23 protein-coding genes and 1 pseudogene (1 of these 24 running past the window's edge) are annotated in these 26,567 nt (G+C 64.4%); 12 read left to right on the top strand and 12 right to left on the bottom strand.

The features are described from left to right. Both ACNFG0_RS06360 and ACNFG0_RS06365 read left to right on the top strand, forming a co-directional pair. A protein-coding gene (locus ACNFG0_RS06360) for an Ig-like domain-containing protein (RefSeq protein WP_416764299.1) crosses the window boundary here: on the top strand, positions 1-203 show its end. Its footprint begins 3,214 nt before the window's first position; only the last 203 of its 3,417 coding nucleotides appear in the window; its start codon lies off the left edge, out of view; the stop codon is at positions 201-203. Positions 204-221: 18 nt separating this feature from the next. Further along, positions 222-1,193, top strand: coding sequence for an SCO family protein (locus tag ACNFG0_RS06365; RefSeq protein WP_416764300.1), 972 nt, complete (start codon positions 222-224; stop codon positions 1,191-1,193). Between the two features lie 124 nt (positions 1,194-1,317). Here the strand turns inward: ACNFG0_RS06365 and ACNFG0_RS06370 are convergent, their stop codons facing one another. Then, entirely contained in the window at positions 1,318-2,589 is a 1,272-nt protein-coding gene (locus tag ACNFG0_RS06370; protein WP_196155607.1) for a serine hydrolase domain-containing protein, read from the bottom strand. Positions 2,590-2,843: 254 nt separating this feature from the next. Here ACNFG0_RS06370 and ACNFG0_RS06375 point away from each other — a divergent pair, with 254 nt between their 5' ends. Then, positions 2,844-3,737: an alpha/beta fold hydrolase gene (locus ACNFG0_RS06375; protein WP_416764301.1), complete on the top strand. Its 894-nt coding sequence runs from the start codon at positions 2,844-2,846 to the stop codon at positions 3,735-3,737. Beyond that, positions 3,734-5,041: a hypothetical protein gene (locus ACNFG0_RS06380; protein WP_416764302.1), complete on the top strand. Its 1,308-nt coding sequence runs from the start codon at positions 3,734-3,736 to the stop codon at positions 5,039-5,041. The genes ACNFG0_RS06375 and ACNFG0_RS06380 overlap by 4 nt, the downstream gene beginning before the upstream one ends. A 255-nt stretch (positions 5,042-5,296) precedes the next feature. Here ACNFG0_RS06380 and ACNFG0_RS06385 read toward each other — a convergent pair whose 3' ends face one another. From ACNFG0_RS06385 to ACNFG0_RS06395, 3 genes are read right to left on the bottom strand one after another with little or no spacing between them, the layout of a single operon-like run. Continuing rightward, on the bottom strand, positions 5,297-6,118 hold the full coding sequence (locus ACNFG0_RS06385) for a helix-turn-helix transcriptional regulator (RefSeq protein WP_416764303.1): 822 nt from the start codon (positions 6,116-6,118) through the stop codon (positions 5,297-5,299). Positions 6,119-6,171: 53 nt separating this feature from the next. Further along, a complete protein-coding gene (locus tag ACNFG0_RS06390) occupies positions 6,172-7,590 on the bottom strand; it encodes an aminotransferase (RefSeq protein ID WP_416764304.1) in 1,419 nt (472 codons plus the stop codon). 38 nt (positions 7,591-7,628) lie between these two features. Further along, a complete protein-coding gene (locus tag ACNFG0_RS06395) occupies positions 7,629-8,732 on the bottom strand; it encodes a polyamine ABC transporter substrate-binding protein (protein ID WP_196166459.1) in 1,104 nt (367 codons plus the stop codon). Between the two features lie 335 nt (positions 8,733-9,067). Between ACNFG0_RS06395 and ACNFG0_RS06400 the strand changes: the two genes are divergently transcribed. Further along, positions 9,068-10,714 carry an MFS transporter gene (locus tag ACNFG0_RS06400; protein ID WP_416764305.1) on the top strand — a complete coding sequence of 549 codons (1,647 nt, stop codon included), beginning with the start codon at positions 9,068-9,070 and terminating at the stop codon, positions 10,712-10,714. Continuing rightward, positions 10,711-11,838: an HlyD family secretion protein gene (locus ACNFG0_RS06405; protein ID WP_416764306.1), complete on the top strand. Its 1,128-nt coding sequence runs from the start codon at positions 10,711-10,713 to the stop codon at positions 11,836-11,838. Before ACNFG0_RS06400 ends, ACNFG0_RS06405 begins: the two co-directional genes overlap by 4 nt. A gap of 41 nt (positions 11,839-11,879) precedes the next feature. On the opposite strand, the pseudogene ACNFG0_RS06410 reads toward ACNFG0_RS06405, so the two are convergent. The 3 genes and pseudogenes from ACNFG0_RS06410 to hisN form a co-directional block, all read right to left on the bottom strand. Further along, positions 11,880-12,753, bottom strand: a pseudogene (locus ACNFG0_RS06410) (AEC family transporter). Between the two features lie 106 nt (positions 12,754-12,859). Next, a complete protein-coding gene (locus tag ACNFG0_RS06415) occupies positions 12,860-13,591 on the bottom strand; it encodes a hypothetical protein (protein ID WP_416764307.1) in 732 nt (243 codons plus the stop codon). 261 nt (positions 13,592-13,852) lie between these two features. After that, positions 13,853-14,644 (bottom strand): histidinol-phosphatase, encoded by a 792-nt coding sequence (gene hisN, locus ACNFG0_RS06420; RefSeq protein WP_196145245.1) that lies wholly within the window; start codon positions 14,642-14,644, stop codon positions 13,853-13,855. 161 nt (positions 14,645-14,805) lie between these two features. On the opposite strand from hisN, the gene ACNFG0_RS06425 reads away from it, so the two are divergent. Then, complete coding sequence (locus ACNFG0_RS06425; RefSeq protein ID WP_196155617.1) at positions 14,806-15,696, top strand: universal stress protein; 891 nt, start codon at positions 14,806-14,808, stop codon at positions 15,694-15,696. Between the two features lie 335 nt (positions 15,697-16,031). Here the strand turns inward: ACNFG0_RS06425 and ACNFG0_RS06430 are convergent, their stop codons facing one another. The 4 genes from ACNFG0_RS06430 to ptrR form a co-directional block, all read right to left on the bottom strand. Beyond that, entirely contained in the window at positions 16,032-16,493 is a 462-nt protein-coding gene (locus ACNFG0_RS06430) for an acyloxyacyl hydrolase (RefSeq protein ID WP_411969637.1), read from the bottom strand. A 286-nt stretch (positions 16,494-16,779) separates the two neighbouring features. Further along, the gene (locus ACNFG0_RS06435) at positions 16,780-17,526 is read right to left on the bottom strand and encodes a phytanoyl-CoA dioxygenase family protein (protein WP_416764308.1); all 747 of its coding nucleotides are present in this window, start codon (positions 17,524-17,526) and stop codon (positions 16,780-16,782) included. Between the two features lie 140 nt (positions 17,527-17,666). Further along, positions 17,667-18,110 carry a carboxypeptidase regulatory-like domain-containing protein gene (locus ACNFG0_RS06440; RefSeq protein WP_416764309.1) on the bottom strand — a complete coding sequence of 148 codons (444 nt, stop codon included), beginning with the start codon at positions 18,108-18,110 and terminating at the stop codon, positions 17,667-17,669. An 83-nt stretch (positions 18,111-18,193) separates the two neighbouring features. After that, complete coding sequence (ptrR, locus tag ACNFG0_RS06445; RefSeq protein WP_196145241.1) at positions 18,194-19,060, bottom strand: putrescine utilization regulator PtrR; 867 nt, start codon at positions 19,058-19,060, stop codon at positions 18,194-18,196. Between the two features lie 106 nt (positions 19,061-19,166). On the opposite strand from ptrR, the gene ACNFG0_RS06450 reads away from it, so the two are divergent. Next, on the top strand, positions 19,167-20,552 hold the full coding sequence (locus ACNFG0_RS06450; RefSeq protein ID WP_196166455.1) for an aldehyde dehydrogenase family protein: 1,386 nt from the start codon (positions 19,167-19,169) through the stop codon (positions 20,550-20,552). 88 nt (positions 20,553-20,640) lie between these two features. Here the strand turns inward: ACNFG0_RS06450 and ACNFG0_RS06455 are convergent, their stop codons facing one another. After that, the gene (locus ACNFG0_RS06455; protein WP_196155621.1) at positions 20,641-21,543 is read right to left on the bottom strand and encodes a helix-turn-helix domain-containing protein; all 903 of its coding nucleotides are present in this window, start codon (positions 21,541-21,543) and stop codon (positions 20,641-20,643) included. A gap of 151 nt (positions 21,544-21,694) precedes the next feature. Here ACNFG0_RS06455 and ACNFG0_RS06460 point away from each other — a divergent pair, with 151 nt between their 5' ends. From ACNFG0_RS06460 to ACNFG0_RS06475, 4 genes are all read left to right on the top strand, one after another. Beyond that, complete coding sequence (locus ACNFG0_RS06460; RefSeq protein WP_084858925.1) at positions 21,695-23,053, top strand: glutamine synthetase family protein; 1,359 nt, start codon at positions 21,695-21,697, stop codon at positions 23,051-23,053. Positions 23,054-23,175: 122 nt separating this feature from the next. Next, positions 23,176-24,264 carry a polyamine ABC transporter substrate-binding protein gene (locus ACNFG0_RS06465; protein ID WP_196145238.1) on the top strand — a complete coding sequence of 363 codons (1,089 nt, stop codon included), beginning with the start codon at positions 23,176-23,178 and terminating at the stop codon, positions 24,262-24,264. Positions 24,265-24,276: 12 nt separating this feature from the next. Beyond that, positions 24,277-25,569, top strand: a complete 1,293-nt coding sequence (locus tag ACNFG0_RS06470) for an NAD(P)/FAD-dependent oxidoreductase (protein WP_196145237.1) — start codon at positions 24,277-24,279, stop codon at positions 25,567-25,569. A 98-nt stretch (positions 25,570-25,667) separates the two neighbouring features. Beyond that, on the top strand, positions 25,668-26,342 hold the full coding sequence (locus ACNFG0_RS06475) for a DUF3313 domain-containing protein (protein WP_196145236.1): 675 nt from the start codon (positions 25,668-25,670) through the stop codon (positions 26,340-26,342). The last annotated feature ends 225 nt before the right edge of the window (positions 26,343-26,567 follow it).

The raw sequence follows: 26,567 nt of genomic DNA on the forward strand, positions 1-26,567 counted from the left end.
CCACCGGCAACAGCATCCGGGTGACGGCCTCGACCACCAGTGGCCCGCTGGACCTGGGCCTGGCGACCCTGAGCCCGACCACCACTGGCGCGCGCTGGCGGCTGTCGGTCACCACCACCGGTGCTGGCCCGGCATCGCCACCGACGGTGACCGTGCGTTCCGCGCTTGGGCAGAGCATCACCGTACCGATCGGTGTCCGCTGACAACGAAGGAGCAAGACCATGGGCTGGTTCCGGCGTCCTACACGTGCTCACCTGCTGCTGTTGCTGGTGGCCTGCCTGCCCTACTGGCCTCCCCAGGCGATCCAGGACGTGGCCCAGGCCACGCCCTGGGGCCGGGACTACTTCCCCAACATCCGCCTGCTCGACCAAGAGGGGCGCCCCGTGCGTTTCTTCGACGACCTGATCGAGGGCAAGGTGGTGGCGATCAATTTCATCTTCACCGGCTGCTCCGACTCCTGCCCTCTGGAAACCGCGCGGCTTCGCCAGGTACAGAAGCTGCTTGGCGACCGGGTGGGCAAGGACATCTTTTTCTATTCCATCAGCATCGACCCCTACAACGACACCCCGGCCACCCTCAAGCGCTACGGCGAGAAGTTCGGCCTGGGCCCAGGCTGGCGGCTGCTCACCGGCGAGCCCGACGACATCGAGCTGCTGCGCAGGCGCCTGGGCCTGTTCATCGAAGGCCTGGACAACGGCCGCTCCAAGGACCACAACCTGAGCCTGATCATCGGCAACCAGGCCACTGGTCGCTGGATGAAAGCCTCGCCTTTCGAGAGCCCCTACATTTTGGCCGACCGCCTGGGCAAGAGCCTGCACAACTGGAAGCTGCCGGAGACCGCCACCATCGCCCAGGCCACGCAGATCCGAACGCCCAGCAGTGGCGAGCAGATCTTCAGGACCCGCTGCTCGTCGTGCCACAGCCTGGGCGATGCCGGCCCCAGCGCCTCGGGCGGCATCGGCCCGGACCTGCTGGGAGTGACCCGGCAACGCGATGCTCGCTGGCTGGTGCGCTGGCTCAAGGAACCCGACCGCATGCTCGCCGAAAAAGACCCGTTGGCCATGCTGCTGTACGCCCAATACAAAGGCCTGGCCATGCCTAACCTGCGCTTGGGCGATACCGAGGTCGCGGCGCTGTTGGCCTATCTGGAGGAGGAAACCCGGCGGGTCCAGACACCCGCGCCTGCCAGATGAGGCCCCCCCGTTTTGAGATGACTGCATGCTGGCCTGATAGCAGCGCCCTCGCGCCGCGATCGGGCGCGAAGCGGCCGTAAACCAACAGCCTCCCCGATGCCCAACCGTACGAAACGCACCCGCCCTAGACCTGCAGATCGGCGATCAGGCGCAACACCCTGACCGTATCGATATCCAGCGCCCCGGCGGCCTGTCTCGAAGCGGAAAACTTGACGATCACTGTCCCCGTGCGGGTATCGGCGTACAGGTACTGGCCATGGATGCCGCTACCCATCAAGGCACGGTTGTCCAGCACATAGAATTGGCTCTTGTAGGCGCCGTCGGGCAACCACTGGCTGTAATCGGCATTGCCTTGCATCACTCCAGGTTCGGCCGCCCCCAGGATCCGCTCGAAGATCCGCGTGGGCAACACCTGACGGTTGTCCAGCCGCCCTTTGTTCGCCAGCAACTGCCCCACCCGCCCCAGGTCTGCCAAGGTCGAGCAGAACCCCGCCCCGGCGATCCCGCGGCCCCAGGCATCGGTGATGAACAGGCTGTCGTCCGCGCATCCCAGGCTGCGCCACAGCCGCTGCACCAGACGCGGAAACGGCAGGCCGGTGACGGCCTCGGCAACCCAGCCCAGCACCTCGCTGTTGGCTGTCACATATTGGAAGAACCCACCATGGGGCCTGTTCTGGCGCAACGACAGCAGGTAACTGTGCAGCGACTCGGCGCGTGCCTGCCCCGCCGCCGGGCGGATGAGCCCGCTGGCATAGGTATAGTGTGACGCGTGCGAGGCCGGATCGGTGTAGTCCTCCAGGTAATCGACACCCACCGCCATGTCCAGCACCTGTTCGATGCTGGCCTCGGCATAGGCCGTGCCCATCAAGTCGGGGATGACCTGTGCGACTAGCGTCTCGTGTTTCAGGCCCCCCCGGTACACCAGTTCCTCGACGATCAGGCCGATCAGCACCTGGCTCACTGAGAACCAGGCATGTCGATCGCCCACCTGCATGCCGTTATAGGTGCGCTCGAACACGATGGTGCCGTTGCGCATCACCAGCAAACCGCTGGTCTGGCTGGCTCGCAAGTGCATGTCCAGGGTCACGCGCAGGCCGCAGACACTGTCGAACGTCAGTGACTCCAAAGGCCATGGGGTGTGACTCGCAGGCACCGGTAGCGCCCCCTCACGGCGCACCGGCTCGGTGGGGAACAGCTTGCTGACATTGCGAAACGACCAACTGCTGTAGGGGTAATGCAACCAGTTGTGGCGCCCCACGCGTTTATCCGGAGGTGGCGGAAAGCCCTCCATGATCCCCGCCAGCGACGGGTCCGGCCCACGGCCAGGATTGGCCGCCTGGAGGTAGGCGGCGCGGAGCTGGTCATGCTCGACTTTGTCGTATAGATGCGAAGACACAACCACCTCTCTCGGCCAGTGGACGCAAGCAGCCCTCCTGGCATCACCCTGCACGGCATAGATCTAGCCCCTCGTCCGACAAAGGTCAACGCCACTGCGGCCCTGCCGACGCAAGGCACATACCCAGGAGCGACACCTGTCGCCCATGGGTATGTTTGGCGAGCATTGGCATCGCTTGCGTCGCCCAAGGGACAGGTCCTGTACCGACAAAAAACAATAGTCCTGCCAGCCCCCTGGATGATGGAGGAAACACGATGCGTCTGGTCCCTTCCCTGCTCCTTGCGTTGACCTTGTTCACCGCCCAAAGCCATGCTCAGCCCCAACCCATCGACCAACAGCGTTTTGCTAGCGACAAGCAACAGACCCTGTTGCCCAACGGCACCACGCTCGCCTACTACGAAGCCGGCGACCCGAAGGGGCCGGCCCTGGTGCTGCTGCACGGCTTTACCGACAACGCTCGCTCCTGGAGCCTGATGCTGCCGTACCTGGACCCTCGCTACCGGATCATCGCCGTGGACCTGCGCGGCCATGGCCGCAGCAGCGCTCCGGAATGTTGCTATGCCCTGAGCGACATGGCTTATGACATCCACCTGCTGCTCGACCGGCTGAGTATCGCCAAGGCCAGTGTGGTCGGCCACTCGCTGGGCAGCATCCTCGCCCAAGCCCTGGCCGAGCACTACCCAGAGCAGATCGACAAGGTGGTGCTGGTGTCGAGCACCAGCACCACAGCCGAAGTCAGCAAGGAAGGCAGTTGGTTGGCCACCCAGATCGCCGCGCTGCGGGCGCCGATAGACCCCGACTCGGCCTTCATGCGCGAGTGGTACAGCAACCCGCTGCCGGTCGACGAAGCCTTCCTCCACCGCGAGCGTGCGGAAAGCGCTGCCGTGCCCCTGCACGTCTGGCGCGGGGTGCTGCAGGCTCTGCAGCTGACAGAGTTCGGTCGCGAACTGCCCAAGCTCAAGGCACCGGTGTTGATTTTGCACGGCAGCCAGGACTCGCTGTTCGATGCCGGTGCCCAGGCCGCATTACGTAAGGCCCTGCCTGATGCGAAGTTCCATGCCTTCACCGATGCAGGTCACAACTTGGCCTGGGAGCACCCGCAAGCTGCGGCCGAGCAGATCAATGCCTTCCTGGGAGAAAAACCATGAATCGCCGTCAGGTCGCCTGCAGCCTGGCCGCCTGCCTGGCGTGCACGCTCCAAGAGCAAGCCCACGCCCTGGACGCGCTGACTGCTCAGGGCGTGACGATCCAACCGCAACTGGAAACGGGGCTCGCGTACATCGATAACACCCAGCAAGGCTTCGGCGCCCGCACCAGCTTCTACGGTTACCCTATCGACCGCAATGGCGCCCGTTGGGAAGGGTTCGTCAAAGGGGGGGCGCAGCTCACCTACCCACTGACGGATGGCCTACTGCTCAAGGGCAAGTTCAACGTGGTTTCCTCCGCCAACCAAGGCGACTCCGATGGCCTGGGTTATACCCGCGACAACCCGCGCGATACCGACTGGGACGAGGCCTTCATCAGCCTGGAACGGCAACAGCCGCTGGGCCCCTTCGACACAGCCAGCATCAGCCTGGGCCGAGTGCCCTACATGATCGGCGACGGATTCCTCATCGGCGACGGCCAGGGCACCATCGACCAGGGCCACCAAGGAGGCTACTGGATCAACCCACGCAAAGCCTTCGACCAGGCAGCGATCGTCAGGCTCGACAGTGGCGGACTGCGCACCGAGCTGTTCGCGTTGCAGACCCGCCTGGACGTCGATGTCGCTGACTACCAAGAGCGTATTCGCCTGCGCGGCTTGAACCTGGAATACAGCATCGATGACCATGACCGTCTGGGCGCCACGTGGATGCGCGCCCAGGACGATGCGCTGGATTCGCGCGACGGCCTGACGGTGTCGGACCTGCGCTTTTCCACCAGCCCGTTCACCCAGCTGCCCGGTCTGAGCCTGGCGGGCGAATACGCCTGGCAGGAAAACCACGGCCAGCATGCCCACGCCTGGTACGCACAAGGCAGCTATCACTTCACCGATGCGCCCCTGACGCCGGAGCTGACCTATCGCTATTCGGTATTTTCCGACACCTACGATTCGCTGCTGTATGGTTATGGGGGCGCCTGGGGCACCTGGATACAGGGGGAGATCGTCGGCGAGAACATGCTGTTCAACATGAACCAGAAGACCCACATGGTGCGGCTCGAACTGCACCCGCACGAGACCCTGAAGGTCGGCGTGGCGGCGTTCGATTTCCGCTTTTACGAACGCCCGGCAGGCGTCAGCAACGACCGTTTCGCCCGGGAATTCAACCTGTACGCGGACTGGGCGCCCGATGACCACTGGTCACTTGGGATACTGTATGGTCGCGCCGCCCCACAGGATGGCGCTGGCCAATACTTCGCCAGCCAGCACACCTCCAACCTGCTGGAAGCCTACGCGCTGTACACGTTCTAGGGGAGGAGCGGCCTTGCGCCGCGATCAAGGTGCAAAGCCCTAGCCGATACTTGGGGCTGCTATGCAGCCCATCGCGGCACAAGGCCGCTCCTACAGGATCATGCAAACCTGGCCAATGGCGGGTTTCCTGTAGGAGCGGCCTTGCGCCGCGATGGGGCGCGTAGCGGCCCCAGTTGCTTAACTGACCGGCATTTTTGCGGGAGCCGGCTTGCCGGCGATTGGGCCCGCACCGGCAACGCAACCTTTCGCCCGCCCCTACCCCTGCCTCAACCAATCGATGAACCGGGCAAACAACTCGGACTGCGAGTTGATCCCAAGCTTTAAGTAAAGGTTCTTGCGGTGCATGCGTACCGTCTCCGGCGAGATGCCAAGCTCGATGGCCGTGGACTTCACCGAATGCCCACGCAGGATCATGTGCGCCACCTCGCGCTCGCGGTCGGTGAGCACCCGACAACCAAAACTGTCGAAGGCCGCCTGCAACCCCGCCGGCTCTGCCGCGCCCGGTGTCTCCATCAGGTGATGGCGGGCATAGCGGGCCAGCAGCTCGCGTACCATCGGCTCGACCGCCCGCAGCAGGTCCACCTGCCCTGCACTGAGGCGTGTGCCACTGCGGCCTTGGAACAGGCTCAGGGAAATCTTGCGGTCCTCGGCGATGTCGGCGATGAAGTAGCTGTCTTCGCTGCAACCGGTGCCCAGGTAATAGGCCTTGTAGTAGTCGCTGTCGAAGAAGTTGTCCGGGGCGATGTCCTGAAGGTGATAGAACCCCTCGGCCAAACCGTTCTCCACTGCCAGGCAGAACGGGTCCAGCAGGTAGCCCGCTGCGAAGTAGCGGTTGAGCACGGCGTCGCGGTGGCATTCGGGAATACCGTGCTGGTAGAGCAGCCGCGGCGCTCGGCCCCGGCACTCGAGGCTGATCATCATCGACTCCGCCGACACCAGCCCAGCGATGGCTGCAGCCAGGTGCGCCAGGCCGTCGGGGCTGGCGCTGTGGGCGAACGCCTGTTGCAGGGCCGCGTGCCACTGCTGCAAGGCACCGAAGCTCAGGGTGACGGGGGTATCGAGGGTGGGCTGGGTCATGCCCGGCAGTCTAGCCTGCCGAGCATGGACGCGCACAGCCTGTTTCAAGTGGCTCATCGACCGTGGTACAACCCTTCGGCGCGCAGCTCATGGGCGGTTTCGAGGATGCACTGGCGCAGGGTCTGGACGATCTCGTCGACCTGGGCGTGGGTGATCACCAGCGGCGGCGACATCACATTCAGGTGCATGATCGGCCGCACCAGCAGCCCCTTCGCCTGGGCCTTTCGATGGATACGCTCGCCGATGTTCACCGCATCGTCGAACAACGCCTTGCTGGCCTTGTCTGCGACGAACTCGACGCAGGCCATCAGCTTCATGCAGCGCACATCACCCACCAGCGGCAATTCGCGCAGGCTGCCCAGGCGTTGCTCCAGATATGCGCCCACCTCGTTCACATGGGCCAGCAGGTTCTCCCGCTCGATGATCTCGATGTTCTTCAACGCCGCAGTGCAGCACACCGGGTGGCCGCTGTAGGTGAAGCCATGGGTGAAGCAGCGCCCCTTGCCCGGCTCGGCGATCACCTGCCAGATCCGCCCGGAGAAGATGCACGCGCCCAATGGCAGATAGGCCGAGGTCAGGCCTTTCGCGGTGGTGATGATGTCCGGTTGCACGCCGAACAGTTCCTCGCTGGCGAAGAACGTGCCCAGGCGCCCGAACGAGGTCACCACTTCGTCGGCGACGAACAGGATGTCGTAGGTCTGGCACAGCTGCCACATGCGCAGGAAGTAACCCTTGGGCGGGATGATCACCCCGCCCGAGCCCATGATCGGCTCGGCGAAGAACGCCGCCACGTTGTCCGCGCCCAGCGACAGGATCTTGTCCTCGAACTCGGCCACCAGGAAGTCGAGGAATTCGGCCTCGTCCATGCCGTCTGGAGCACGGTACGGGTTGGGGTTGGAAACGTGGTGGATCAACGGGTGCGAGTAGTCGAATTCCGGCACCCGGTCGGCTGCCTTGTTACCGATCGACATGGTCAGCGTGGTCGAGCCGTGGTAGGCGTTGAAGCGGGCGATGATGTGCTTCTTGTGCGGCTTGCCTCGGCAGTTCTGGTAATACTGGATCAGCCGGTAGGCGGTGTCCACGGCGGTGGAACCGCCGGTGGTGAGGAACACGTGGTCCAAGTCGCCCGGTGCCAGCTGCGCAAGCTTCTGACACAGCTCGATGGCCACGTCGTTGGCCATGTCGGAGAAGGGGTTGGAATACGCCAGCTTGCGCACCTGGTCGGCGATGGCCTGGGCCATTTCCTCTCGGCCCAGGCCGATGTTGGTGCACCACATACCACCCACGGCGTCCAGGAAACGGTTGCCTTGGGCGTCACGGATATAGGCGCCCTCCCCGGCGACGATGTTCAATGCGCCCTGTTCGCGGTGCTCATCGAACATGTGGTAGCCGTGCATGTAGTGGGCCTTGTCGGCCTCTACCAGTGGGTCATGGGCGAATGTCGAAGCGACTGCTTGGCTTGGCGTGGCCATGGGGCAGCTCCTTGCGGGAAAAATGATAGGGAGTCAGTTCACAGACCGGTCTTGACGGTGCTCCACACCCGGGTGATGGCCCGCATGTCCCGAGGCGCCTGGGTCTTCTGGGCGAACAGGCGGCTACGGGTGGCGTCGTCGGGGTAGATCGCCGGGTTGGCGCGGATGTCCGCCTGCACCAAGGGCGTGGCGGCGGCATTGCTGTTGGCGTAGTGGATGTAATTGGTCACCTTGGCCATGGTCTGTGGTTGCAGCAGGAATTCGATGAAGCGGTGCGCGTTCGCTGCATGGGGCGCATCCTTGGGCAGGTAGAAGTTGTCGAACCAGATCAGCGAGCCCTCCTTGGGAATGAAGAAGTCCAGCGTGATGTCCTTCTTCGCCTCCTCGGCGCGGGCCTGGGCGGTGGCGTAGTCGCCGGACCAGGTCAGGGCCAGGCAGGTATCGCCGTTGGGCAGGCTGGTGAGGTAGTTGACCGAGTCGAACTTCTTCACATAGGGGCGGATACCCAGAAGCAGGTTTTCGGCCGCCTTCAGGTCGGCGGGCGCGGCGCTGTGCGGGTCCTTGCCCAGGTACTGCAGGGCCAACGGGATCACCTCGCTGGGCGCATCCATCAACGTGACGCCGCAGTCGGCGAAGCGCGAGACGACCTTGGGGTCGAACAGCATCGCCAGCGAGCCGATGGGGGCGTCGGGCATGCGGGCCTTGATCTTGTCGACGTTGTAGGTCACGCCCGAGCTGCCCCAGGTATAGGGCGCCGAGTACTTCAGGCCCGGGTCATAGCCTTGCAGCTCACCGACCACCTTGGCGTCCAGGTTGTGCCAGCTGGGCAACTGGCCCTTGTCCAAGGGCTGGAACACCCCGGCCTGGATCAGCGGCGGCACCAGGGAGGCGTTGAGCATGACCAGGTCGTAGCCGGAGCGCCCGGTCAGCAGCTTGGTCTGCACGGTTTCGTAGCCGTCGAAGGTGTCGTAGATCACCTTGATGCCAGTGGCCTTCTCGAAGTCCGCCAGGGTGGTCTCGCCGATATAGTCGGTCCAGTTGTACAGCCGCAGCGTGTTGCTCGCATCTGCCTCCACTGCCTGCGTGGCGCTGGCGCAGGATGCCAACAACAGACTGCCAATCACCTTCAGTGCCTTGCCCATAGCAACTCCATCGTGTGACTGCTCGGGATGAGCCGGTGGCGTTACTATCGGAAGATTCGGCGGCTTGGAACATACCCCGAATGTGTGGGTAGACCGTAAATGAACCTGTTAGGGGCTCGCTTGCGGGGGCTTGTCCCACGATTGCGCCGGCCCTGCCATCGCCACCGCCTGGCAAGGGCTTCGCCCTTGATCGTGGGGCAAGCCCGCTCCTTGGGGCCGTGCAAACGGATGTGTGCTTTTTTGGAGCGGGGCTCGTTTGGTTCAAACACAGGTATTCCAACCCCTTCACTACTCGCGTAGAGTTTTTTCCACGCGAACCCAGGGCTGTATCAGGAATGGACAAATACGCGCCGCGTCAGTGGCTCCCTCACGAAAAGCCCAGCCTTCCTGGTTCCCCCTCCACCCCCCTGCATGCCCCTGCCACACGCCTGGCCTATGGCCTGGTCGGGCTGCTGGTGGCCATCACTGGTGGCCTGGGCAACGCGCTGGTCACCGCCAACCTCACCTTCCTGCAAGGCGCATTGGGCGCCACCAGTGCGGAAATGGCCTGGCTGCCCGCCGCCTTCGTGATGACCAACGTGTCGATGAACCTGCTGCTGGTGAAATTCCGCCAGCAGTTCGGTTTGCGCGCCTTCACCGAAGTGTTCCTGGTGCTCTATGCCCTGGTCACCTTCGCTCATCTGTTCGTCAACGACCTCAACTCCGCCATCGCTGTGCGCGCGGCACACGGTATGGTGGGCGCGGCGCTGAGTTCTCTGGGGCTGTACTACATGATCCAGGCCTTCCCGGCGCAATGGCGGCTGAAAGCCATGGTGCTAGGCCTGGGCGCCTCGCAGCTGGCTGTGCCGCTGGCTCGGGTGTTTTCCGAGGACCTGCTGCAAATCGCCGAATGGCGTGGCCTGTACATGTTCGAACTGGGCCTGGCATTGACCGCGCTGGGTTGCGTCCTGTTGCTCAAGCTGCCGCCGGGTGACCGCTTCAAGACCTTCGAGCCGCTGGACTTCCTGACCTTCTCGCTGATGGCCAGCGGCACCGCCCTGCTCTGCGCCGTGCTGTCCCTGGGGCGCATCGACTGGTGGCTTGAGGCGCCTTGGATCGGTGTCGCCCTGGCGGCTTCCATCGCCCTGGTGTGTTCGGGGCTGGCGATCGAACACAACCGCAGCAACCCGTTGCTGATGACCCGTTGGCTGGGCAGTGGCGCGGTGGTGCGCTTGGCCTTGTGCGTAATCCTCATCCGCATGGTCACCTCCGAGCAATCCACCGGCGCGGTGGGCTTCCTGCAGGCGCTGAACATGGGCAGCGAACAGATGCGCAGCCTGTACTGGGTCATGCTGCTGGGCGCGGCCACGGGGCTGCTCACCAGCGCCTTGACCATCAACCCGGCGCACCTGGTCACGCCATTGTTCATCTCGCTGGCCGCCATGGCCGCCGGGGCGTTCATGGACAGCAGCTCGACCAACCTCACCCGCCCGCAGCAGATGTATCTCAGCCAGTTCATGCTGGCCTTCGGTAGCACCTTCTTCCTCGGCCCGTCCATGGCCCTGGGCATCAGCCACGTGCGTACCAACCCGCGCAACCTGGTGAGCTTCTCGGTGATGTTCGGGATCTGCAACAACCTGGGCGGCCTGATCGGCGCGGCCCTGCTGGGTACGTTCCAGACGGCGCGGGAGAAGTTTCACTCCAGCCACCTCGTCGACCACTTGAGCTACCTCGAACCGCTGGTCAACGCCCGAGTCCAAAGTGGTGGCGCCGGCTATGCGGGGGTGATCGCCGACCCCGGCTTGCGCAACGAAGCCGGCACGCGCCTGCTGGCCAACGCAGCCACCCGTGAGGCCAATATCCTGGCCTACAACGATGTCTTCATGCTGATCGGTGCCATTGCCGTGGCGACCATGATCTGGATCCTCATACGCAGTTTCTGGCTCTGGTATACCCGGCCAGCCGCCGCCCCCGACACCTCACGCGATGCTTCGAGCCGATGACACAACCGACCCAGTCCACGACCACCACCGCCCTTGCCGAAACGCCCGAAGGCACCGCGCCGCCCAGCGAGCCCGGCAGCCCGGTGCGCACCCGGCGGGTGCGTATCCTTTCCTCGATCAGCTTCGCCTGCGTGGCCCTGGCCGGCGTGCTGCTGGTGCTCTACGCCTGGCGCCTGCCGCCGTTCGGTAGCGCCATCGAGAGCACCGAGAACGCACTGGTGCGCGGTCAGGTGACGATCATCGGGCCGCAGCTGGCCGGCTATATCGTCGACGTGCCGGTGCATGACTTCCAGTTCGTCAAGCGTGGCGACCTGCTGGTGCAGCTGGACGACCGCATCTACAAGCAGCGCCTGGCCCAGGCCATCGCCCAGTTGAAGCAGCAGCAGGCGGCCCTGGCCAACAACCTGCAGCAGCGCAGGAGCGCCGAAGCCACCATCGCCCAGCGCCAGGCGGCCATCACCGATGCCAGTGCCCAGGCCGACAAGGCCCGCGCCGACCTGCGTCGCAACCAGGCACTGGTCAGCGACGGCTCAGTGTCACGCCGCGAGCTGGACCTGGCCCGGGCCAGCCATGCCGCTGCGGTGGCCAGCCTGGCACAGGCCAAGGCGGCCCTGGAGATCGCTCGCCAGGACCGGGAAACGGTGGTGGTCAACCATGCGTCCCTGGAAGCCTCGGTGGAAAATGCCAAGGCGGCCGTGGAGCTGGCACGCATCGACCTGGACAACACCCGGGTCACGGCGCCACGCGACGGCCAGCTGGGGCAGATCGGCACGCGCCTGGGGGCGTATGTCAATTCCGGCGCGCAGTTGATGGCGTTGGTGCCTGAGACTTTGTGGGTAATCGCCAACATGAAGGAGACCCAGATGGCCAATGTGCGCATCGGCCAGCCGGCGACCTTCACCGTGGATGCCTTGAACCACCTCAAGCTGCACGGGCATGTGCAGCAGATCTCGCCGGCCACCGGCTCGGAGTTCGCGTTGCTGCAGGCGGACAATGCCACCGGCAATTTCGTCAAGATCGCTCAGCGCATCCCGGTACGCATCACCGTCGACCCCGACCAACCGGAGGCCAAGCGCCTGCGGCCGGGGATGTCGGTGGTGGTGAGTATCGATACCGCGCAGTAGCCTGCAACACCCGATGCCGTGACCGTTCACCGACTGTCGGCCTAAAGCCACCAGGCCAGCACGGCAGGCAGCCAGGCGAACGACAATACCGTCGAGCACATCACCAGGTTCGCCACCTGCTCCGGCTGGCGATTGGCGTGCACCGCGAGCAGGTAGTTGAACACTGCCACCGGCATCGACGACTGCACCACCAGCACCGCCCGCTCCAGCGGCTCCAGGCCCAGCGCCGTGCCCACGCCCCAGCCCACCGCAGCACCCAGCACGATGCGCAGTCCACCCAGCAACAGGCCGCTCCACGTGGTGCAGGCGGATGCTGGCCAGGGAGACCCCGAGGGTCAGCAGCATCAGCGGGATGGTCATGCCGCCCAGCAGGTCGGCGGTATTGGCCAGCCAGCGTGGCAGTTCAAGGTCCAGGAAGATGATGGGCAAGGCCGCGGCCAGGCTGATCACGATGGGGTTGCGCAGCAGCGCCTTGAATGACGCGCTGGCACCGGACATGGCGATGCCCAGGGTGAACTGGAAGATCGACAAGGTCAGGAAGAACGCCACGGCCAGGGCCAGGCCATGCTCGCCGAAGGCATACAGGCTGATCGGCAACCCCATGTTGCCGGTGTTGGGGAACATGAACGCCGGCATCAGCACGCGCCAGTGCTGGCCGCTGGCACGGCTGATGATGAAACCGGCCAGGGCCATGCCGAGCATGCACAGCACGCAGGCCAGGGCCATGCTGGTGAAGGCCGCCGGGTCCAGCTGGGTGCGACTCAGGGTGGAAAGCACCAGCGACGGCGTGCCGACCACCATGACGATGCGGGCGATGAATTCGGTCGGGTAGTCCTGGCCACGGCGGGCCCAGGCATAGCCGATGCCGGCGACGATGAACACGGGGGCCAGGACGGCGAACAGCGAAGCCAGCATGAAGGGTTCCTGAATCCGGGTATGAGAAAAGGCTGCGTATTATGCGGGTAGCGCCCACCCTGTGGGAGATATCCTGGTCGCGACGCCAGCTGATCGTTCGAGGGCTCTACTGTACCGGCAGGAAGTTCATCAGCAGCAGGCTCTGGGCATAGTTCAGGCCGATGCGCCGGTAGCGTTCGTCGAGCATCTGTGCCAGCAGGTCCAGCCGCGCCACGATCTTGCCGAACTCCACGGCGAAGCTCAGGTTGCTGCCTTCTTCGGAGATCTCGTTGGAGAACAACAGCAACACCCCGTTGGCATCCTGGCGCTGGCTGAGCATCCACGTGGCCTTCTCGATATTGCGCGCAGCGTTGTTGATGAACAGCGGGTCGATGGTGTCGGTCATGTAGAACTCGGTGCGCCCGCCGTGGGCGGTGATCACCATGCTGCCGATGGCATAGATGAATGCACCGACCCGGTCGCCGCGAAATTCCGGGCTCAAGGCATAGCTCAAGGCCGCCAGGTCGCGGCGGTTGCCCAATTGAGGCAACGGCTGGCGCTGCTCGATGGCCAGGCGGATCTGCCGCTCGGCGGTGGCAGCATCGAGGTAGCCGGAGAGTTTCCATTGGCTGGGGTTGCGCTGGTAGAGCTTGTTCATCAGCAGGTACAGGCTCTGCAGGTTGTCGCGCATGGCCAGGGTCGCCATACGATCGACGCTGGTCTGGAACAGCTCGCTGGGCTTGCCGTCACCGAACTGGGTGATGATGTCGCGGCCCTGCTCCTGGGTGCAGGCGCACAGGGCGAGCGTGGCGCCTGCCAAGAGCAGACGCAAGGAAGGTTTTAGCAGTGAAACAACCATCGGCACCGGGGTCTGGGGTCAACGGCTGGGGCGGACATCGGCCCAGCCTGGCCATGGATAGAGCCCGTAAATGCGAAAAAGTGCGATGGATAGGCCAAAGGTGCTTCAAGCCCGCTCACCTAGCACACCGCATAACCATTGGATCGTGCGGTTCTTGTAAGAGATCACCCAGCCCTTCAGGCTGCGCTGCCGCGCAGGAACAATGCACCTCTGTGGGAGCGGGCTTGTCCCGCGATGAAGGCAGTACAGCCTCCTCCCATGTCACATGGCGTGACGCAACATCTCCACCACCTGCGCATGCAACGCCGGGTCGCCACAGGCCACCACACAACCGCCGTTCTGCGCCGAGCTGCCGTCCCAAGCAGTGATCACTCCGCCCGCGCCTTCGATAATCGGCATCAGTGCCTGTACGTCGTACGGCTGCAGGCTGGCCTCGACGATCACATCGACGAAGCCCGAGGCCAGCATGCAGTACGCGTAGCAGTCGCCGCCGTAGCGCATCAACCGCGCCTTCCCTGCCACGGCCTCGAAGGCTGCCTTGCGTTCGGGCGTATCGAACATGTCAGGGGTGGTGCACATCAGCGTGGCCGCGGCCAGGTCGGAGCAGGCTCGGGTCTTGAGCGGCGTGCCGCTGCGCCAGGCGCCGGCCGGGGTACCGACGAAACGTTCACCGGTGAAGGGCTGGTTCATCACTCCCACGACCGGGCGCGAGCCGTCGTTCAGGGCGATCAGCGTACCCCACAGCGGCAGGCCGGTGATGAAGGCGCGGGTGCCGTCGATCGGATCCAGTACCCAGGTCAGCGGGCTGCTACCGACGGCAGCGCCGTGTTCCTCGCCGAGAATGCCGTGCTCCGGGTAACGGGCGAGGATCTGCTCGCGCATGGCGTCTTCGGCAGCCTTGTCGGCCACGGTCACCGGGTCGTACAGGCGCCCGCCCTTGTCCTCGACGTCCAGGTTTGCACGGAAATGCGGCTGGATCGCCGCGGCGGCGACATCGGCCAGCTGCTCGGCGAAAGCGCGGAATTCGCCAATCTGTTCAACGCTCAGGGACATGGATCGGGCCTCGATGTGGAGAAAGGGCTCGCATCATACCCCAGGTCCCGATGCGCCGGCTGGTCTGCCGGCAGGGTCTAGACTGAATGAGGGATTCGGCCACTTGGCCCGGACAACCAGCGCTGGCAGAAAGGGGGGGCTGCCGCACGTGGAGGTATGAGATGAGCCAGTTCAAGCGATTGTTCGTGATGCTCGGACCGCAGATGCGCCACACCCCTGCCCTGCAGCGGGCGGCGGCGCTGGCCGAGTCCAGCGGCGCACTGCTGGATATCAACGTGTTCGTCGATGATGTCGACACCTTTGGCTTGATGAGCGACAGCCGCGAACGTGAGCGCCTGCTCGAGCACAACCGCCAATGGTTGGCCGACGAGGCCGAGCAGCTACGCACTGCCGGGCTGGATGTGTCCACCGAACTGCTGCTCACCCGCGACCCGTTGGGCAGCGTGCTGGAACAGGTCGAGCGCCTGGGCTGTGACCTGTTGGTCAAGGATGTGCAGCACGAGCCGGTGCTCAAGCGCCTGCTGGTGACGCCCCTGGACTGGCAACTGCTCAAGGACAGCCCGATCGCCGTGCACTTGGTCAGCGATATCCGCCTGCCGCTGCCCCGGCAGATCGCCGCCGCGGTGGACCTGAACTGCCACGAAGGTGCCGAGCACCTGGATGAACAGGTGATCCGCTGCGCCCATGCCCTGGCCTTGCAGTGCAATGCCGAGCTGCATCTGTTGCATGTGTGCGATGCGGCCAAGACCCATATCGCCGACTTCGGTGCCGGTACCGTGACCATGCCAGGCTTCGATGGCAGCGTACGCACCGCCCAGCGGGCAGCCTTCAACCGCCTGGGCGATCATCACCAGATCGACCTGGAGCGCAGGCATTTCCTCGAAGGGCCGGCCATACGGGAAATCGCCCAATTCGTCAGCCACAGCCGGGCGGACGTGATCGTCATGGGCAGCCACCGGCACGATGCGATGCGCACGTTCCTCGGCGGGACCACAGCCCATGTGGTGGAACACCCGCTGTGCAACGTGCTGGCGATCAAGGCAGTGCGCTGATGCTGCAGCCGCAATCGCGGGGCAAGCCCGCTCCCACAGGCCCGCCCCCTCTGTAGGAGCGGCCTTGTGCCGCGATCGGCTGCATGGCAGCCGCAAAACCTGCGAGCATGATAGGCCTGCTAAATCGAAGTGGCAGGCTTAACGGCTGCTGCGCAGCCGATCGCGGGGCAAGCCCGCAGGCCCGCCCCCCTCTGTAGGAGCGGCCTTGTGCCGCGATCGGCTGCATGGCAGCCGCAAAACCTGCGAGCACGATAGCCTGCTAAATCGAAGTGGCAGGCTTCATGGCTGCTGCGCAGCCGATCGCGGCACAAAGCCGCTCCTACATAAAGAGGAGATTAGAAGCCTTTGCTGTAGTACAGCGAATACGATTCGATACCGTCGTTAGGCTGCTTCAGGCCGGCATTGGAATAGTGCATTGCGCGAATCCCGATCTTCTGCTCTTGCGGCAACTTCAAGCCAAAGCCGATGCGGTCTTCGAAGTTGACCGAAGACCCCAGGCGCTGGTCGCCGACATCGGTCTTGGAGAACGCAGCAAGGCCAATACCCGCCTCGATGAACGGGGTATAGGTGAAACCGCTGAATTCATAAACGAACACCGGGCTGAACGACAGCGAGTGGGCACCGCTGGCTTCACCGCCCTCCCAGTAGGTGTAGGCCGCATCCCAATAGCCGGTCAGGTGGCCCGTGTTGCTTTCGAACCACTTCTTGTCCCAGTCGAACGAAAGGCCGATGCGGTAAGTCATGTCGCCTTGGCCGGTGGCACCAACGGCGCCGGACACTTGGGCGGCTTGGGCCATGTTGGCGCCGGCCAGAGCCAGGACGGCGGCGGCCAGCGAAGCGGCGAGACGGGTTTTCATCAATGACATCTCCTGATGGTCTTCACGGACAAGCCGGTGCAATGCCTGCCGGCCTGTTGCCAATCGGGGGCTCGTGCCCCTCGTTCTTGCTTGTCGAACCTGGTGCATCCATCCAAGTAACAAGACGTAATACTTTTTGGATTATCGACCAGTTAAACAGAAAGTTGAAACTTATTTGCCACTATGGTCGAAGACACACTGTTGCGTTTTTGTAACTAATGCCCGCTCAGTCATAGACCGACTCCTCATGTTCGCCCAGCAAACGCCGTTGCCGGGGCGTCGCCTCCCGCAATACCTCAGGGTTGAACTGCCACGTCAAATACGGCGAAAACTTCTGCGCCACCATGCGCCGGCCGTAGTGCACCTGAAGCATGTCACGGACCTGCCCGCCGCTGCTGTTGGCCCCACTGCCGTGCCAGACATCGCTGCGAAACACCAGCGCATCGCCGGCCTGGCACAGCACCGCCCGCGCCCGCTGCCCCAGCCAGCTGTCCTCGCCCTCACGGGGCGGTCGACCGGCACGGTGGCTGCCGGGCACGATCCAGGTCGGCCCCATGGCATCATCGATATCGCACAGGTACACCTGGGCGGTGAGAATCTGCGCCGGCTGGCTGAAATCTTCGCGAGCGCGAATCCAGTCGGGCACTTCCATGGGCAGATAATCCAAGTGCAGCCCCATGCCGGGATATCCCGGATGGCTGCGCCAGGCAGTCTGGCCGATCACATGACAATCGGCGCCCAGCGCGGCCTCGGCCAACTCGATCAACGGTGGCAGGTCGAGAAACGACAGCCACAGCGGGTCGCGATTGAAGACGCACTTGTAATGCTCCAACAGCCCTTGGTAATCCCAATGCAACGGTTGCAAGTCGTCGATGGCGCATCGCAGTAACGCAATGCGCAGCGGTTCGAGGACTCCCGGAATCAGCACGTACCCACGGTCGTGCAGGGACTGCAGCTGGATCTCCAGATTCATGGCCATGCTCCGGCAGGTGCCTCACTGAAATCTCAGAAGCGCGCGCATTGAGGATCGTTCAAAAAATATAGGCCCGATCCATGAAGTCGGATCAGGCCTATGTCCAGAAACCGGAAAGAGTACATATGTACCCTTCCCCGCTAACGCCAATGCAGGTTCACGTTGGCCGGCGACTTGCCACCCACCGTGACCTGCTGCTGCACGGTTTCGCCATCGGCGGTCCCGGTCACACGGTATTGCCCTGGCGGTAGCTGCACGAACAGCAGTGGGCCGACATCCTGCAATGCCAGCACCGGCTGGCCTTGGGCATTCTGGATGTCCACCGCGGCGCCGCTCTGGAACTTGCCTTCGGGGCCGATCGACAGGGTGACGTGCAAGTCATAGCCTGGGGTGCGACGCAAGGCGTTGGCCTCGTCCTGGCCGATACCACCTTGCAGGTAGCGTACGCCGTTCTGCTCCTGCGGCTGCAGGTGCACGCCTTGCGGGTCGATCGGTGCGTTGAGGTCGGCCGCGGCAGCCAGGGTCCAAGGCATGACCAGGGCCACCAGCAGCGCCGCGCACAAGCCGAAATGATGGTTGCGCATGGTGCATTCCTCCCTCGAGGGATGGTCTACACAATGTTCGACGCCGCGTCAGTAGTGGCGTTCGAGCCAGACAGGGCCGCCCGTCAGGCCGCCCGACGCTCTTCGAGCAGCTTGATGAACATGCTCAGGCTGCGTGACACCGTACCCCGTCGCCAAACCAGCCAGGTCTTGAGGTAGCGGAAATCCTCGGACAACGGCCAGACGCTCACCGTGCTGCAGCCGGGCATGCTGTCGAGCATGCTGCGTGGCATCAAGGCCAGGCCGGCACCTGCGCTCACGCAGGCCAGCATGCCGTGATAGGACTCCATTTCATGGATCTTGCCCGGGACCGCCTGGTCCTGGACGAACCAGTTCTCGAAATGGTGGCGGTACGAGCAGTTGGCGCGAAAGGCATAGATGCTCTCGCCGTTCACATCGCGTGCACGGCCCACCGGGGCATGGTTGAGCGGCGCGATGATGACCATTTCCTCCTGGAACACCGGCATGCCCTCCAAAGTGGGGTGCAACACCGGGCCATCGACGAACGCCGCCACCAAGCGCCCGGCCAGCACGCCTTCGAGCATGGTCCCGGAGGGGCCGGTGGACAGGTCCAGGTCGACCTTGGGGTAGCGCTGGTTATAGGCCGCCAACAGCCCGGGGATTCGCACCGCTGCGGTACTTTCCAGCGAGCCCAGGGCGAAGGTGCCCTGTGGGTCCTCCCCCGCCACGGTCAGGCGCGCCTCATGCACCAGGTCGAGGATGCGCCGGGTGTACTCGAGGAAGTTCCACCCGGCCGGCGACAAGCGCAGGCGGCTTTTCTCGCGGATGAACAGGTCGACGCCCAGGTCTTCCTCCAATTGCTTGATCCGCGTGGTGAGGTTCGAAGGCACCCGGTGGATCTGTTGGGCGGCGGCGCTGATGCTGCCGTGCTCAGCCACGGCCTTGAAGATTTCCAGTTGCACCAGGTCCACAGGCTTTCTCCATTCGTGAATGTTTCGCTCATTATTATTCAGTTTTCATTAAAGCTGCACGCCACTAGTCTGGGCGCTCGCTGGACACAACAACGAGGAGCCCGCCATGAGCGAGATCAGCAGCCTGACCCACGCCATTTCCGTCGACCCGCACAGCGGCGAGCGGATCGGCCAATACCCCTTCGACACCGACGCCGCACTGGAAGCGGCGCTGCAACGCGCCAAGGCAGGCTTTGGCCAATGGCGCCAGGTGTCGCTGGGTCAGCGCAGCGAATACCTGCTCGCCCTGGCGGCTGCCCTGCAGGCCCGACATGAAACCTTCGCGCAGATGATCAGCCGCGAGATCGGCAAGCCGATCACCCAGGCCCGTGGCGAAGTCAGCAAGTGCGTAGGCCTGTGCCAGTGGTACGCCGAACACGGCCCGGCCATGCTCGCACCGGAGCCGACCCAGATCGAAAAGGCCCGCATCGAGTACCGTCCGATGGGCCCGATCCTCGCCGTGATGCCGTGGAACTTCCCGATCTGGCAGGTCCTGCGGGGCGCCATACCAGCGCTGCTGGCCGGCAACACCTATGTGCTCAAGCATGCGCCGAACGTGATGGGCAGCGCCTACCTGCTGCTGGAACTGTTCAAGCAGGCCGGCTTACCGGACGGCGTGTTCGAGGTGATCAACGTCACCCCGGAGGGTGTCACCCGCGCCATCAATGACCCACGCATCGCAGCGGTCACCCTCACCGGCAGCGTGCGGGCCGGCATGGCCATCGGTGCCCAGGCCGGTGCCGCACTGAAGAAGTGCGTGCTCGAACTGGGCGGCTCGGACCCGTTCATCGTCTTGGCCGACGCTGACCTGGACGCTGCAGTCAAGGCGGCGGTCATCGGTCGCTACCAGAACACCGGCCAAGTCTGCGCGGCGGCCAAGCGCATGATCGTCGAGCAAGGCGTGGTCGACGCCTTCACGCGCAAGTTTGTCGAAGCCACCCGCCAGCTGAAGATCGGCAACCCGCTGGACGACGACACCTACATCGGCCCAATGGCCCGTTTCGATCTGCGCGACGAACTCGACGGCCAGGTCCAGGCGACCCTCGCCGAAGGCGCGACTCTGCTGCTGGGCGGCAAGAAGGCCGAAGGCGTGGGTAACTACTATGAACCTACTGTGTTCGGCGACGTTACCCCGCAAATGACCGCCTTCAAGCAGGAACTGTTCGGCCCAGTGGCGGCGATCATCACTGCCCGCGACGCCGACCATGCCGTCGAGCTGGCCAACGACAGTGAGTTCGGCCTGGCCTCGACCATCTACACGGCCGACCTGGCCCTGGCCGAGCGCATGACCGCGGCCCTGGATACCGGTGGCGTATTCATCAACGGCTACTGCGCCTCTGACCCCCGCGTGGCCTTTGGCGGCGTGAAGAAGAGCGGTTTCGGGCGGGAACTGTCGCATTTTGGCGTGCGAGAGTTCTGCAACGTGCAGACCGTATGGCTGGATCGTAACTGATTCTGGCATATATTCGCCGGGGTACCTTTGGCGCCTATGAGATCGAGCGCCGCGCGGGCGGCGCTCGATCTCATAGGCAGCGGAGCGGCTACGGCGAACGCTTGAGCGTCTCGCTCGGCAACTCCTTGAACAACTCCCGGTAACTTTCGGAAAACCGCCCTAGGTGCCAGAACGACCAGCGCATCGCCACCTCGGCCACGGTCACATCCCCGGCGCCATGGCGCAACAGGTCGCGTCGAGCCCCGTTGAGCCTGCGCAACCGCAACCACTGCCCCGGCGGCATGTCGGTGAAGGCCTTGAACGCCTGCTGCAACTGACGCAACGACACCCCGGCCACGTCGGCCAGTTCCATCAGGTTGAGGGTTTCTTCCGGGCAGTCGGCCGCCCATTCGCTGACCCGGCGCATGATTGCCCGCTCCTCGTCACGTCGCCCCAGGGCATCGCCTTGCAGGCGCTGGCAGGCGTTGTCGAGGATGAACAGGCAGTCTTCCAGCAGCTGTTCGGCCAGGGCCTTGCCCTCCATGGGGCAACCGGTATCGGCCAGGCGCGTGAGGGTCGCGCTCAGCCAGCTGCCGAACAAGGCGTTCTGCCCACTGCCCAGGGGCACCATGAACAGCCCATCCAGCCGCTCCAGGTTCAGCCCGTGGCGCGCCATGAAAGCCTGGTCGAAGACCACTGCCACTTCCTGGTAGTTCTCCGGGGTGATCCAGATGTTGCGGCTGTCTTCGTTGAGCAGGTACAGGCTGTTGTCGCTGCGGTCGAAGCAGAACGCCAACGACCCGCTCGGCGCGCGGAAGAACTGCTCGACCCGCGTGTTCAGGCGCTCTTCGTAGACCTCCACGCCATCGAGCCCCAGGCAACGCAACTGGCCGTTGAAATGCCCGGGGGACATCTGCCGGTATTGCTGCTGCCAACCCGGGGTGGCGCGGACCTGTTCGGTCACATCATGGGTATGGAAAGCCTGGACCTGCAAGGCATTGGCCGTTGTCACGCGTTCGTCCTTTATGCACTCTTTTGGTGCATTTGTTCGCGAAGAAAGTGGATAGATCGCCCCAGGGGGCTGCGACCAAGATAGCCCTCAGCGCGTCGCCTGGGAAGATTCCAACGCGGACTCGCCCATAAAACCCAACCAAGAGGTCTGTATGAACGCCCCCTTCGATCAGCTGTCCGCCTGGCTGAAAGAACACCGGATCACCGAAGTCGAATGCGTGATCAGCGACCTGACCGGCATCGCCCGCGGCAAGATCGCTCCCACCGCCAAGTTCCTCCATGAGCGTGGCATGCGTCTACCCGAAAGCGTGTTGCTGCAGACAGTCACTGGCGACTACGTAGACGACGACATCTACTACGACCTGCTCGATGCCGCCGACATCGACATGGTCTGCCGCCCCGACCCTGCCGCGGTGTACCAGATTCCCTGGGCGATCGAGCCCACCGCCATCGTCATCCACGACACCTTCGACAAGCACGGCAACCCGATCGAGCTGTCGCCGCGCAACGTGCTCAAGAAAGTCCTGAAGCTGTACGCCGACAAAGGCTGGCAGCCGATCGTGGCGCCGGAGATGGAGTTCTACCTGACCCAGCGCTGCGAAGACCCGGACCTGCCCCTGCAGGTGCCGCTGGGGCGCTCGGGCCGTGCCGAGAGCGGCCGGCAGTCGTTCTCCATCGATGCGGCCAACGAATTCGACCCGCTGTTCGAAGACGTCTATGACTGGTGCGAACTTCAGGGCCTGGACCTGGACACGCTGATCCATGAAGACGGCCCGGCGCAGATGGAGATCAACTTCCGCCACGGCGACGCCCTGGACCTGGCCGACCAGATCACCGTGTTCAAGCGCACCCTGCGCGAGGCGGCGCTCAAGCACAACGTCACCGCCACCTTCATGGCCAAGCCGATCACCGACGAACCGGGCAGCGCCATGCACCTGCACCAGAGCGTGGTCGACATTGCCACCGGCAAGCCGATCTTCGCCAACGACGACGGCAGTAAGAGCGAGCTGTTCCTATACCACATCGGCGGCCTGCAGAAGTACATCCCCAAGGTGTTGCCGATGTTCGCGCCAAACGTCAACTCGTTCCGCCGCTTCCTGCCGGACACCTCGGCACCGGTGAACGTCGAGTGGGGCGAGGAGAACCGCACCGCAGGCCTACGCGTGCCGACCTCCAGCCCCGAGGCCATGCGCGTGGAGAACCGCCTGCCCGGCGCCGACGCCAACCCGTACCTGGCGATCGCCGCAAGCCTGTTGTGCGGCTACCTGGGCATGGTCGAGCGGATCGAACCGAGCGCGCCGGTACAGGGCCGCGCCTACGAGCGGCGCAACCTGCGCCTGCCGATCACCATCGAGGATGCGCTGCAGCACATGGAAGACTGCCAGATCCTGCACCAGTACCTGGGCCGGCAGTTCGTCCAAGGCTACGTGGCGGTCAAGCGCGCCGAGCACGAGAACTTCAAACGCGTGATCAGCTCGTGGGAGCGTGAATTCCTGCTGCTGAGCGTCTGACCTTCGGGGCACCTGTGCAAGCGGGTCTAGCCGCGTCAGTACGCGGCCCCTGCTTGCACAGGGCCCTCGCCCGCCAGCCCCGAACCAACACCGTAAACAACAAAGCCAAACGAGGTGTCGACATGCGTCATCTGCAAACCCTGATCCCCGCCGCGCTCACCCTGGCGTTCGGCATGGCCGCCCAGGCCCAGCCCGAGGTCAAGGTCTACAACTGGACCGACTACATAGGCAGCACCACCCTGGCCGACTTCCAGTCCAGCACCGGCATCAAGGTGGTGTACGACGTATTCGACTCCAACGAAACCCTGGAGGGCAAGTTGCTCGCCGGGCGTACCGGCTACGACGTGGTGGTGCCCTCCAACCATTTCCTCGCCCGCCAGGCCAAGGCCGGCGCCTTCATGCCCCTTGACCGCGACAAGCTGCCGAACTGGAAGCACCTGGACCCAGCACTGCTCAAGCAACTGGAGCAGAACGACCCCGGCAACCAGTATGCAGTGCCCTACCTGTGGGGCACCAACGGCATCGGCTACAACGTCGACAAGGTCAAGGCAGCACTGGGCATCGACCATATCGACTCCTGGGCGGTACTGTTCGAGCCGCAAAACCTTGAAAAGCTCAAGCAGTGCGGCGTCGCCTTCATGGACTCGCCCGACGAGCTGTTCCCGGCTGTGCTCAACTACATGGGCCTGGACCCGCGCAGCGAGAGCCCTGGCGATTACGCCAAGGCCAAGGCCAAGCTGATGGCGGTACGCCCCTACGTGACCTACTTCCATTCCTCCAAGTACGTCTCGGACCTGGCCAACGGCAACATCTGCGTGGCCTTCGGCTATTCCGGCGATGTGTTCCAGGCCGCCCAGCGCGCCGAGGAGGCCGGCAACGGCGTGAAGATCGCCTACAGCATTCCCAAGGAAGGCAGCAACCTGTGGTTCGACCTGCTGGCGATCCCCAAGGACGCAGCCAACCCCGAACAGGCCCTGGCCTTCATCAACTACCTGCTCGACCCACAGGTGATCGCCAAGGTCAGTGCCACCGTGGGCTACGCCAATGCCAACCCCGACGCCCAGGCGCTCATGGACACGGCGCTGGTGAACAACCCTGAGGTCTACCCGCCCCAGGCGGTGCTGGACAAACTCTATGTATCCACCACCCAGAGCCCGAAGATCATGCGCCTGATGACCCGCTCCTGGAGCGATATCAAGTCCAACCGTTGAGCCGAGCCTGTCATGCACACTACCCAACACACAGCGTCCTACTACGCTGCCACGGCGCGCCACAGCGCGCCCTACCCTGCGCTCGAGGGCGAGCTTCGCGCCGATGTCTGCGTGGTCGGTGGCGGCCTGACGGGCGTCAACACTGCTCTGGAGCTGGCCGAGCGCGGGCTCTCGGTGATCCTGCTGGAGGCCCGGCGCATCGGCTGGGGCGCCAGTGGGCGCAACGGTGGGCAACTGATCCGTGGCATCGGCCACGACGTCAGCGGCTTTGCCCGCTACGTAGGCCAGGACGGCGTGCGCTACCTTAAGCAGGCCGGCATCGACTCGGTCGAATTGGTCGCTGAGCGCATCGCCCGCTACGGCATCGAATGCGACCTGCGCTGGGGCTTCTGCGAACTGGCCAACACCCCGGCGCAGTTCGCCGCCTTCAAGGAAGAACAAGACGACCTGGCCGCGCTCGGCTACCGCCACGAAACCCGCCTGGTGGGCCCCGAGCGGATCCAGGAGGTGGTCGCCAGCGACCAGTACGCGGGCGGCCTGGTGGACATGGGCTCAGGCCACCTGCACCCGCTGGACCTGGTGCAGGGCGAGGCCCGCGCCGCAGCGCAGCTGGGGGTGCGGATCTTCGAGCAGAGCCCGGTTCAGCGCATCGAACATGGCCCTACCGTGACCCTGCACTGTGCCCGCGGCAAGGTCCGGGCCCAGAGCCTGGTACTGGGCTGCAATGCCCACCTGGACGAGCTGGAGCCGCGCCTGAGCGGCAAGGTGCTGCCCGCCGGCAGCTACGTGGTAGCCACCGAGCCGTTGCCAGAACGCCTGGCCCGTGCCTTGATCCCGCAGAACATGGCCCTGTGCGATCAGAAAGTGGGCCTTGACTACTACCGCCTGACCGCCGACCGCCGTCTGCTGTTCGGCGGCGCCTGCCACTATTCCGGGCGCGACCCGAAGGACATCGCTGCCTACATGCGACCCAAGGTGCTCAAGGTGTTTCCGCAGTTGGGCGATGTGCGCATCGACTACCAGTGGGGCGGGATGATCGGCATCACCGCCAACCGCTTCCCCCAGGTCGGCCGACTGAGCCAGCACCCCAATGTCCATTACGCCCAGGGCTATTCCGGCCACGGCCTGAACGTCACCCACTGGACCGCCCGATTGCTTGCCGAGTCCATCGCCGCGGGCCATAGCCAGGGGCTGGATGTGTTCAGCGCCGTGCCGCACCTGACCTTCCCCGGCGGCAAGGCCCTGCGCTCGCCGCTGCTGGCACTGGGGATGCTGTGGTATCGGCTGCGGGAGGTGTTGGGCTGATGTCGGCGCCCGTTCGTGAGCGCAACGGCATGGCCACTGGCCAACTCACAATGACCTGCTAGCGTTGTTCTGGCCGCTCTCTCAAGGATGCCGAATACATGAAAGCCCTGCCTCGCGTCACCCTGTTGTGCGCCGCTCTGCTGGTCGCCGCCTGCTCCAGCAACCGCGTCGACCCCAGCGACTATTCCGGGTTCCTCAAGGACTACAGCCGCCTACAGCCGGCGGAAAGTGCCTCCGGCGTGCCGGTGATGCGCTGGATCGACCCGAACGTCAAGGCCAGCCAATACACCCATGTGTTCATCGAACCCAGCCAGTTCTACCCCAAGCCGCAACCGACCGCAGTGATCTCGGCCCAGACCCTGGGCCAGATCAACCGCTACTTCAACGAAGCGATGCGCCGCGAGATGGGCAGCGTGCTGACCCTGGCCAAGGCCCCGGGGCCCAACACCATCGTGGTGCGTCCGGCGATCACGGCGGTGTCCACCAGCACGGAGGGCTTGAAGCCCTACGAGGTGATCCCCATCGCCCTGGTGGCCGCAGCGGTCAATACGGCCGCCGGTGGCCGCGACCAGGATGTGAAGATCGCCGTGGAAGCGGCCTTCCTCGATGGCGCCAGCCAGCAGGTACTGGCCCAGGTGGTACGCAAGGGCAGTGGCACGGAACTGGAAAACGACACCCAGAAACTCACCCTCGAGGACGTCAAACCCGTGCTTGACGGCTGGGCGAGCGACATGCGCCGCAGCTTCGTCGCCCTGCGCGACAAGGCCCGTTGAGGCACCGCGTCCCTGGCATGGAGCACCTTAGCGGCGGGCCGACTTGTCCCGCGACGGGCATCGTCGCGGACCAAACCCTAATGCCTGTCAGTTAAGGACGCGGGGCGCTGCACGGCCATCGCCGGCAAGCCGGCTCCCACAGGGACAGTGCTGCCCGCAAGTGTGGGCCGGCTTGCCGGCGATGGGCTGCCTAGCAGCCCCCAAGTGCAGCCGATAAGGCTTGAC

It is taken from the genome of Pseudomonas sp. NY15372 (assembly GCF_048068215.1).
Taxonomy (GTDB): domain Bacteria; phylum Pseudomonadota; class Gammaproteobacteria; order Pseudomonadales; family Pseudomonadaceae; genus Aquipseudomonas; species Aquipseudomonas guariconensis_A.

Coding starts and splice junctions, on each gene's coding strand:
- ACNFG0_RS06365 (WP_416764300.1), top strand. CDS start 222: ATGGGCTGGTTCCGGCGTCCTACACGTGCTCACCTGCTGCTGTTGCTG.
- ACNFG0_RS06375 (WP_416764301.1), top strand. CDS start 2,844: ATGCGTCTGGTCCCTTCCCTGCTCCTTGCGTTGACCTTGTTCACCGCC.
- ACNFG0_RS06380 (WP_416764302.1), top strand. CDS start 3,734: ATGAATCGCCGTCAGGTCGCCTGCAGCCTGGCCGCCTGCCTGGCGTGC.
- ACNFG0_RS06385 (WP_416764303.1), bottom strand. CDS start 6,118: ATGACCCAGCCCACCCTCGATACCCCCGTCACCCTGAGCTTCGGTGCC.
- ACNFG0_RS06390 (WP_416764304.1), bottom strand. CDS start 7,590: ATGGCCACGCCAAGCCAAGCAGTCGCTTCGACATTCGCCCATGACCCA.
- ACNFG0_RS06395 (WP_196166459.1), bottom strand. CDS start 8,732: ATGGGCAAGGCACTGAAGGTGATTGGCAGTCTGTTGTTGGCATCCTGC.
- ACNFG0_RS06400 (WP_416764305.1), top strand. CDS start 9,068: ATGGACAAATACGCGCCGCGTCAGTGGCTCCCTCACGAAAAGCCCAGC.
- ACNFG0_RS06405 (WP_416764306.1), top strand. CDS start 10,711: ATGACACAACCGACCCAGTCCACGACCACCACCGCCCTTGCCGAAACG.
- ACNFG0_RS06415 (WP_416764307.1), bottom strand. CDS start 13,591: ATGGTTGTTTCACTGCTAAAACCTTCCTTGCGTCTGCTCTTGGCAGGC.
- hisN (WP_196145245.1), bottom strand. CDS start 14,644: ATGTCCCTGAGCGTTGAACAGATTGGCGAATTCCGCGCTTTCGCCGAG.
- ACNFG0_RS06425 (WP_196155617.1), top strand. CDS start 14,806: ATGAGCCAGTTCAAGCGATTGTTCGTGATGCTCGGACCGCAGATGCGC.
- ACNFG0_RS06430 (WP_411969637.1), bottom strand. CDS start 16,493: ATGGCCCAAGCCGCCCAAGTGTCCGGCGCCGTTGGTGCCACCGGCCAA.
- ACNFG0_RS06435 (WP_416764308.1), bottom strand. CDS start 17,526: ATGAATCTGGAGATCCAGCTGCAGTCCCTGCACGACCGTGGGTACGTG.
- ACNFG0_RS06440 (WP_416764309.1), bottom strand. CDS start 18,110: ATGCGCAACCATCATTTCGGCTTGTGCGCGGCGCTGCTGGTGGCCCTG.
- ACNFG0_RS06450 (WP_196166455.1), top strand. CDS start 19,167: ATGAGCGAGATCAGCAGCCTGACCCACGCCATTTCCGTCGACCCGCAC.
- ACNFG0_RS06460 (WP_084858925.1), top strand. CDS start 21,695: ATGAACGCCCCCTTCGATCAGCTGTCCGCCTGGCTGAAAGAACACCGG.
- ACNFG0_RS06465 (WP_196145238.1), top strand. CDS start 23,176: ATGCGTCATCTGCAAACCCTGATCCCCGCCGCGCTCACCCTGGCGTTC.
- ACNFG0_RS06470 (WP_196145237.1), top strand. CDS start 24,277: ATGCACACTACCCAACACACAGCGTCCTACTACGCTGCCACGGCGCGC.
- ACNFG0_RS06475 (WP_196145236.1), top strand. CDS start 25,668: ATGAAAGCCCTGCCTCGCGTCACCCTGTTGTGCGCCGCTCTGCTGGTC.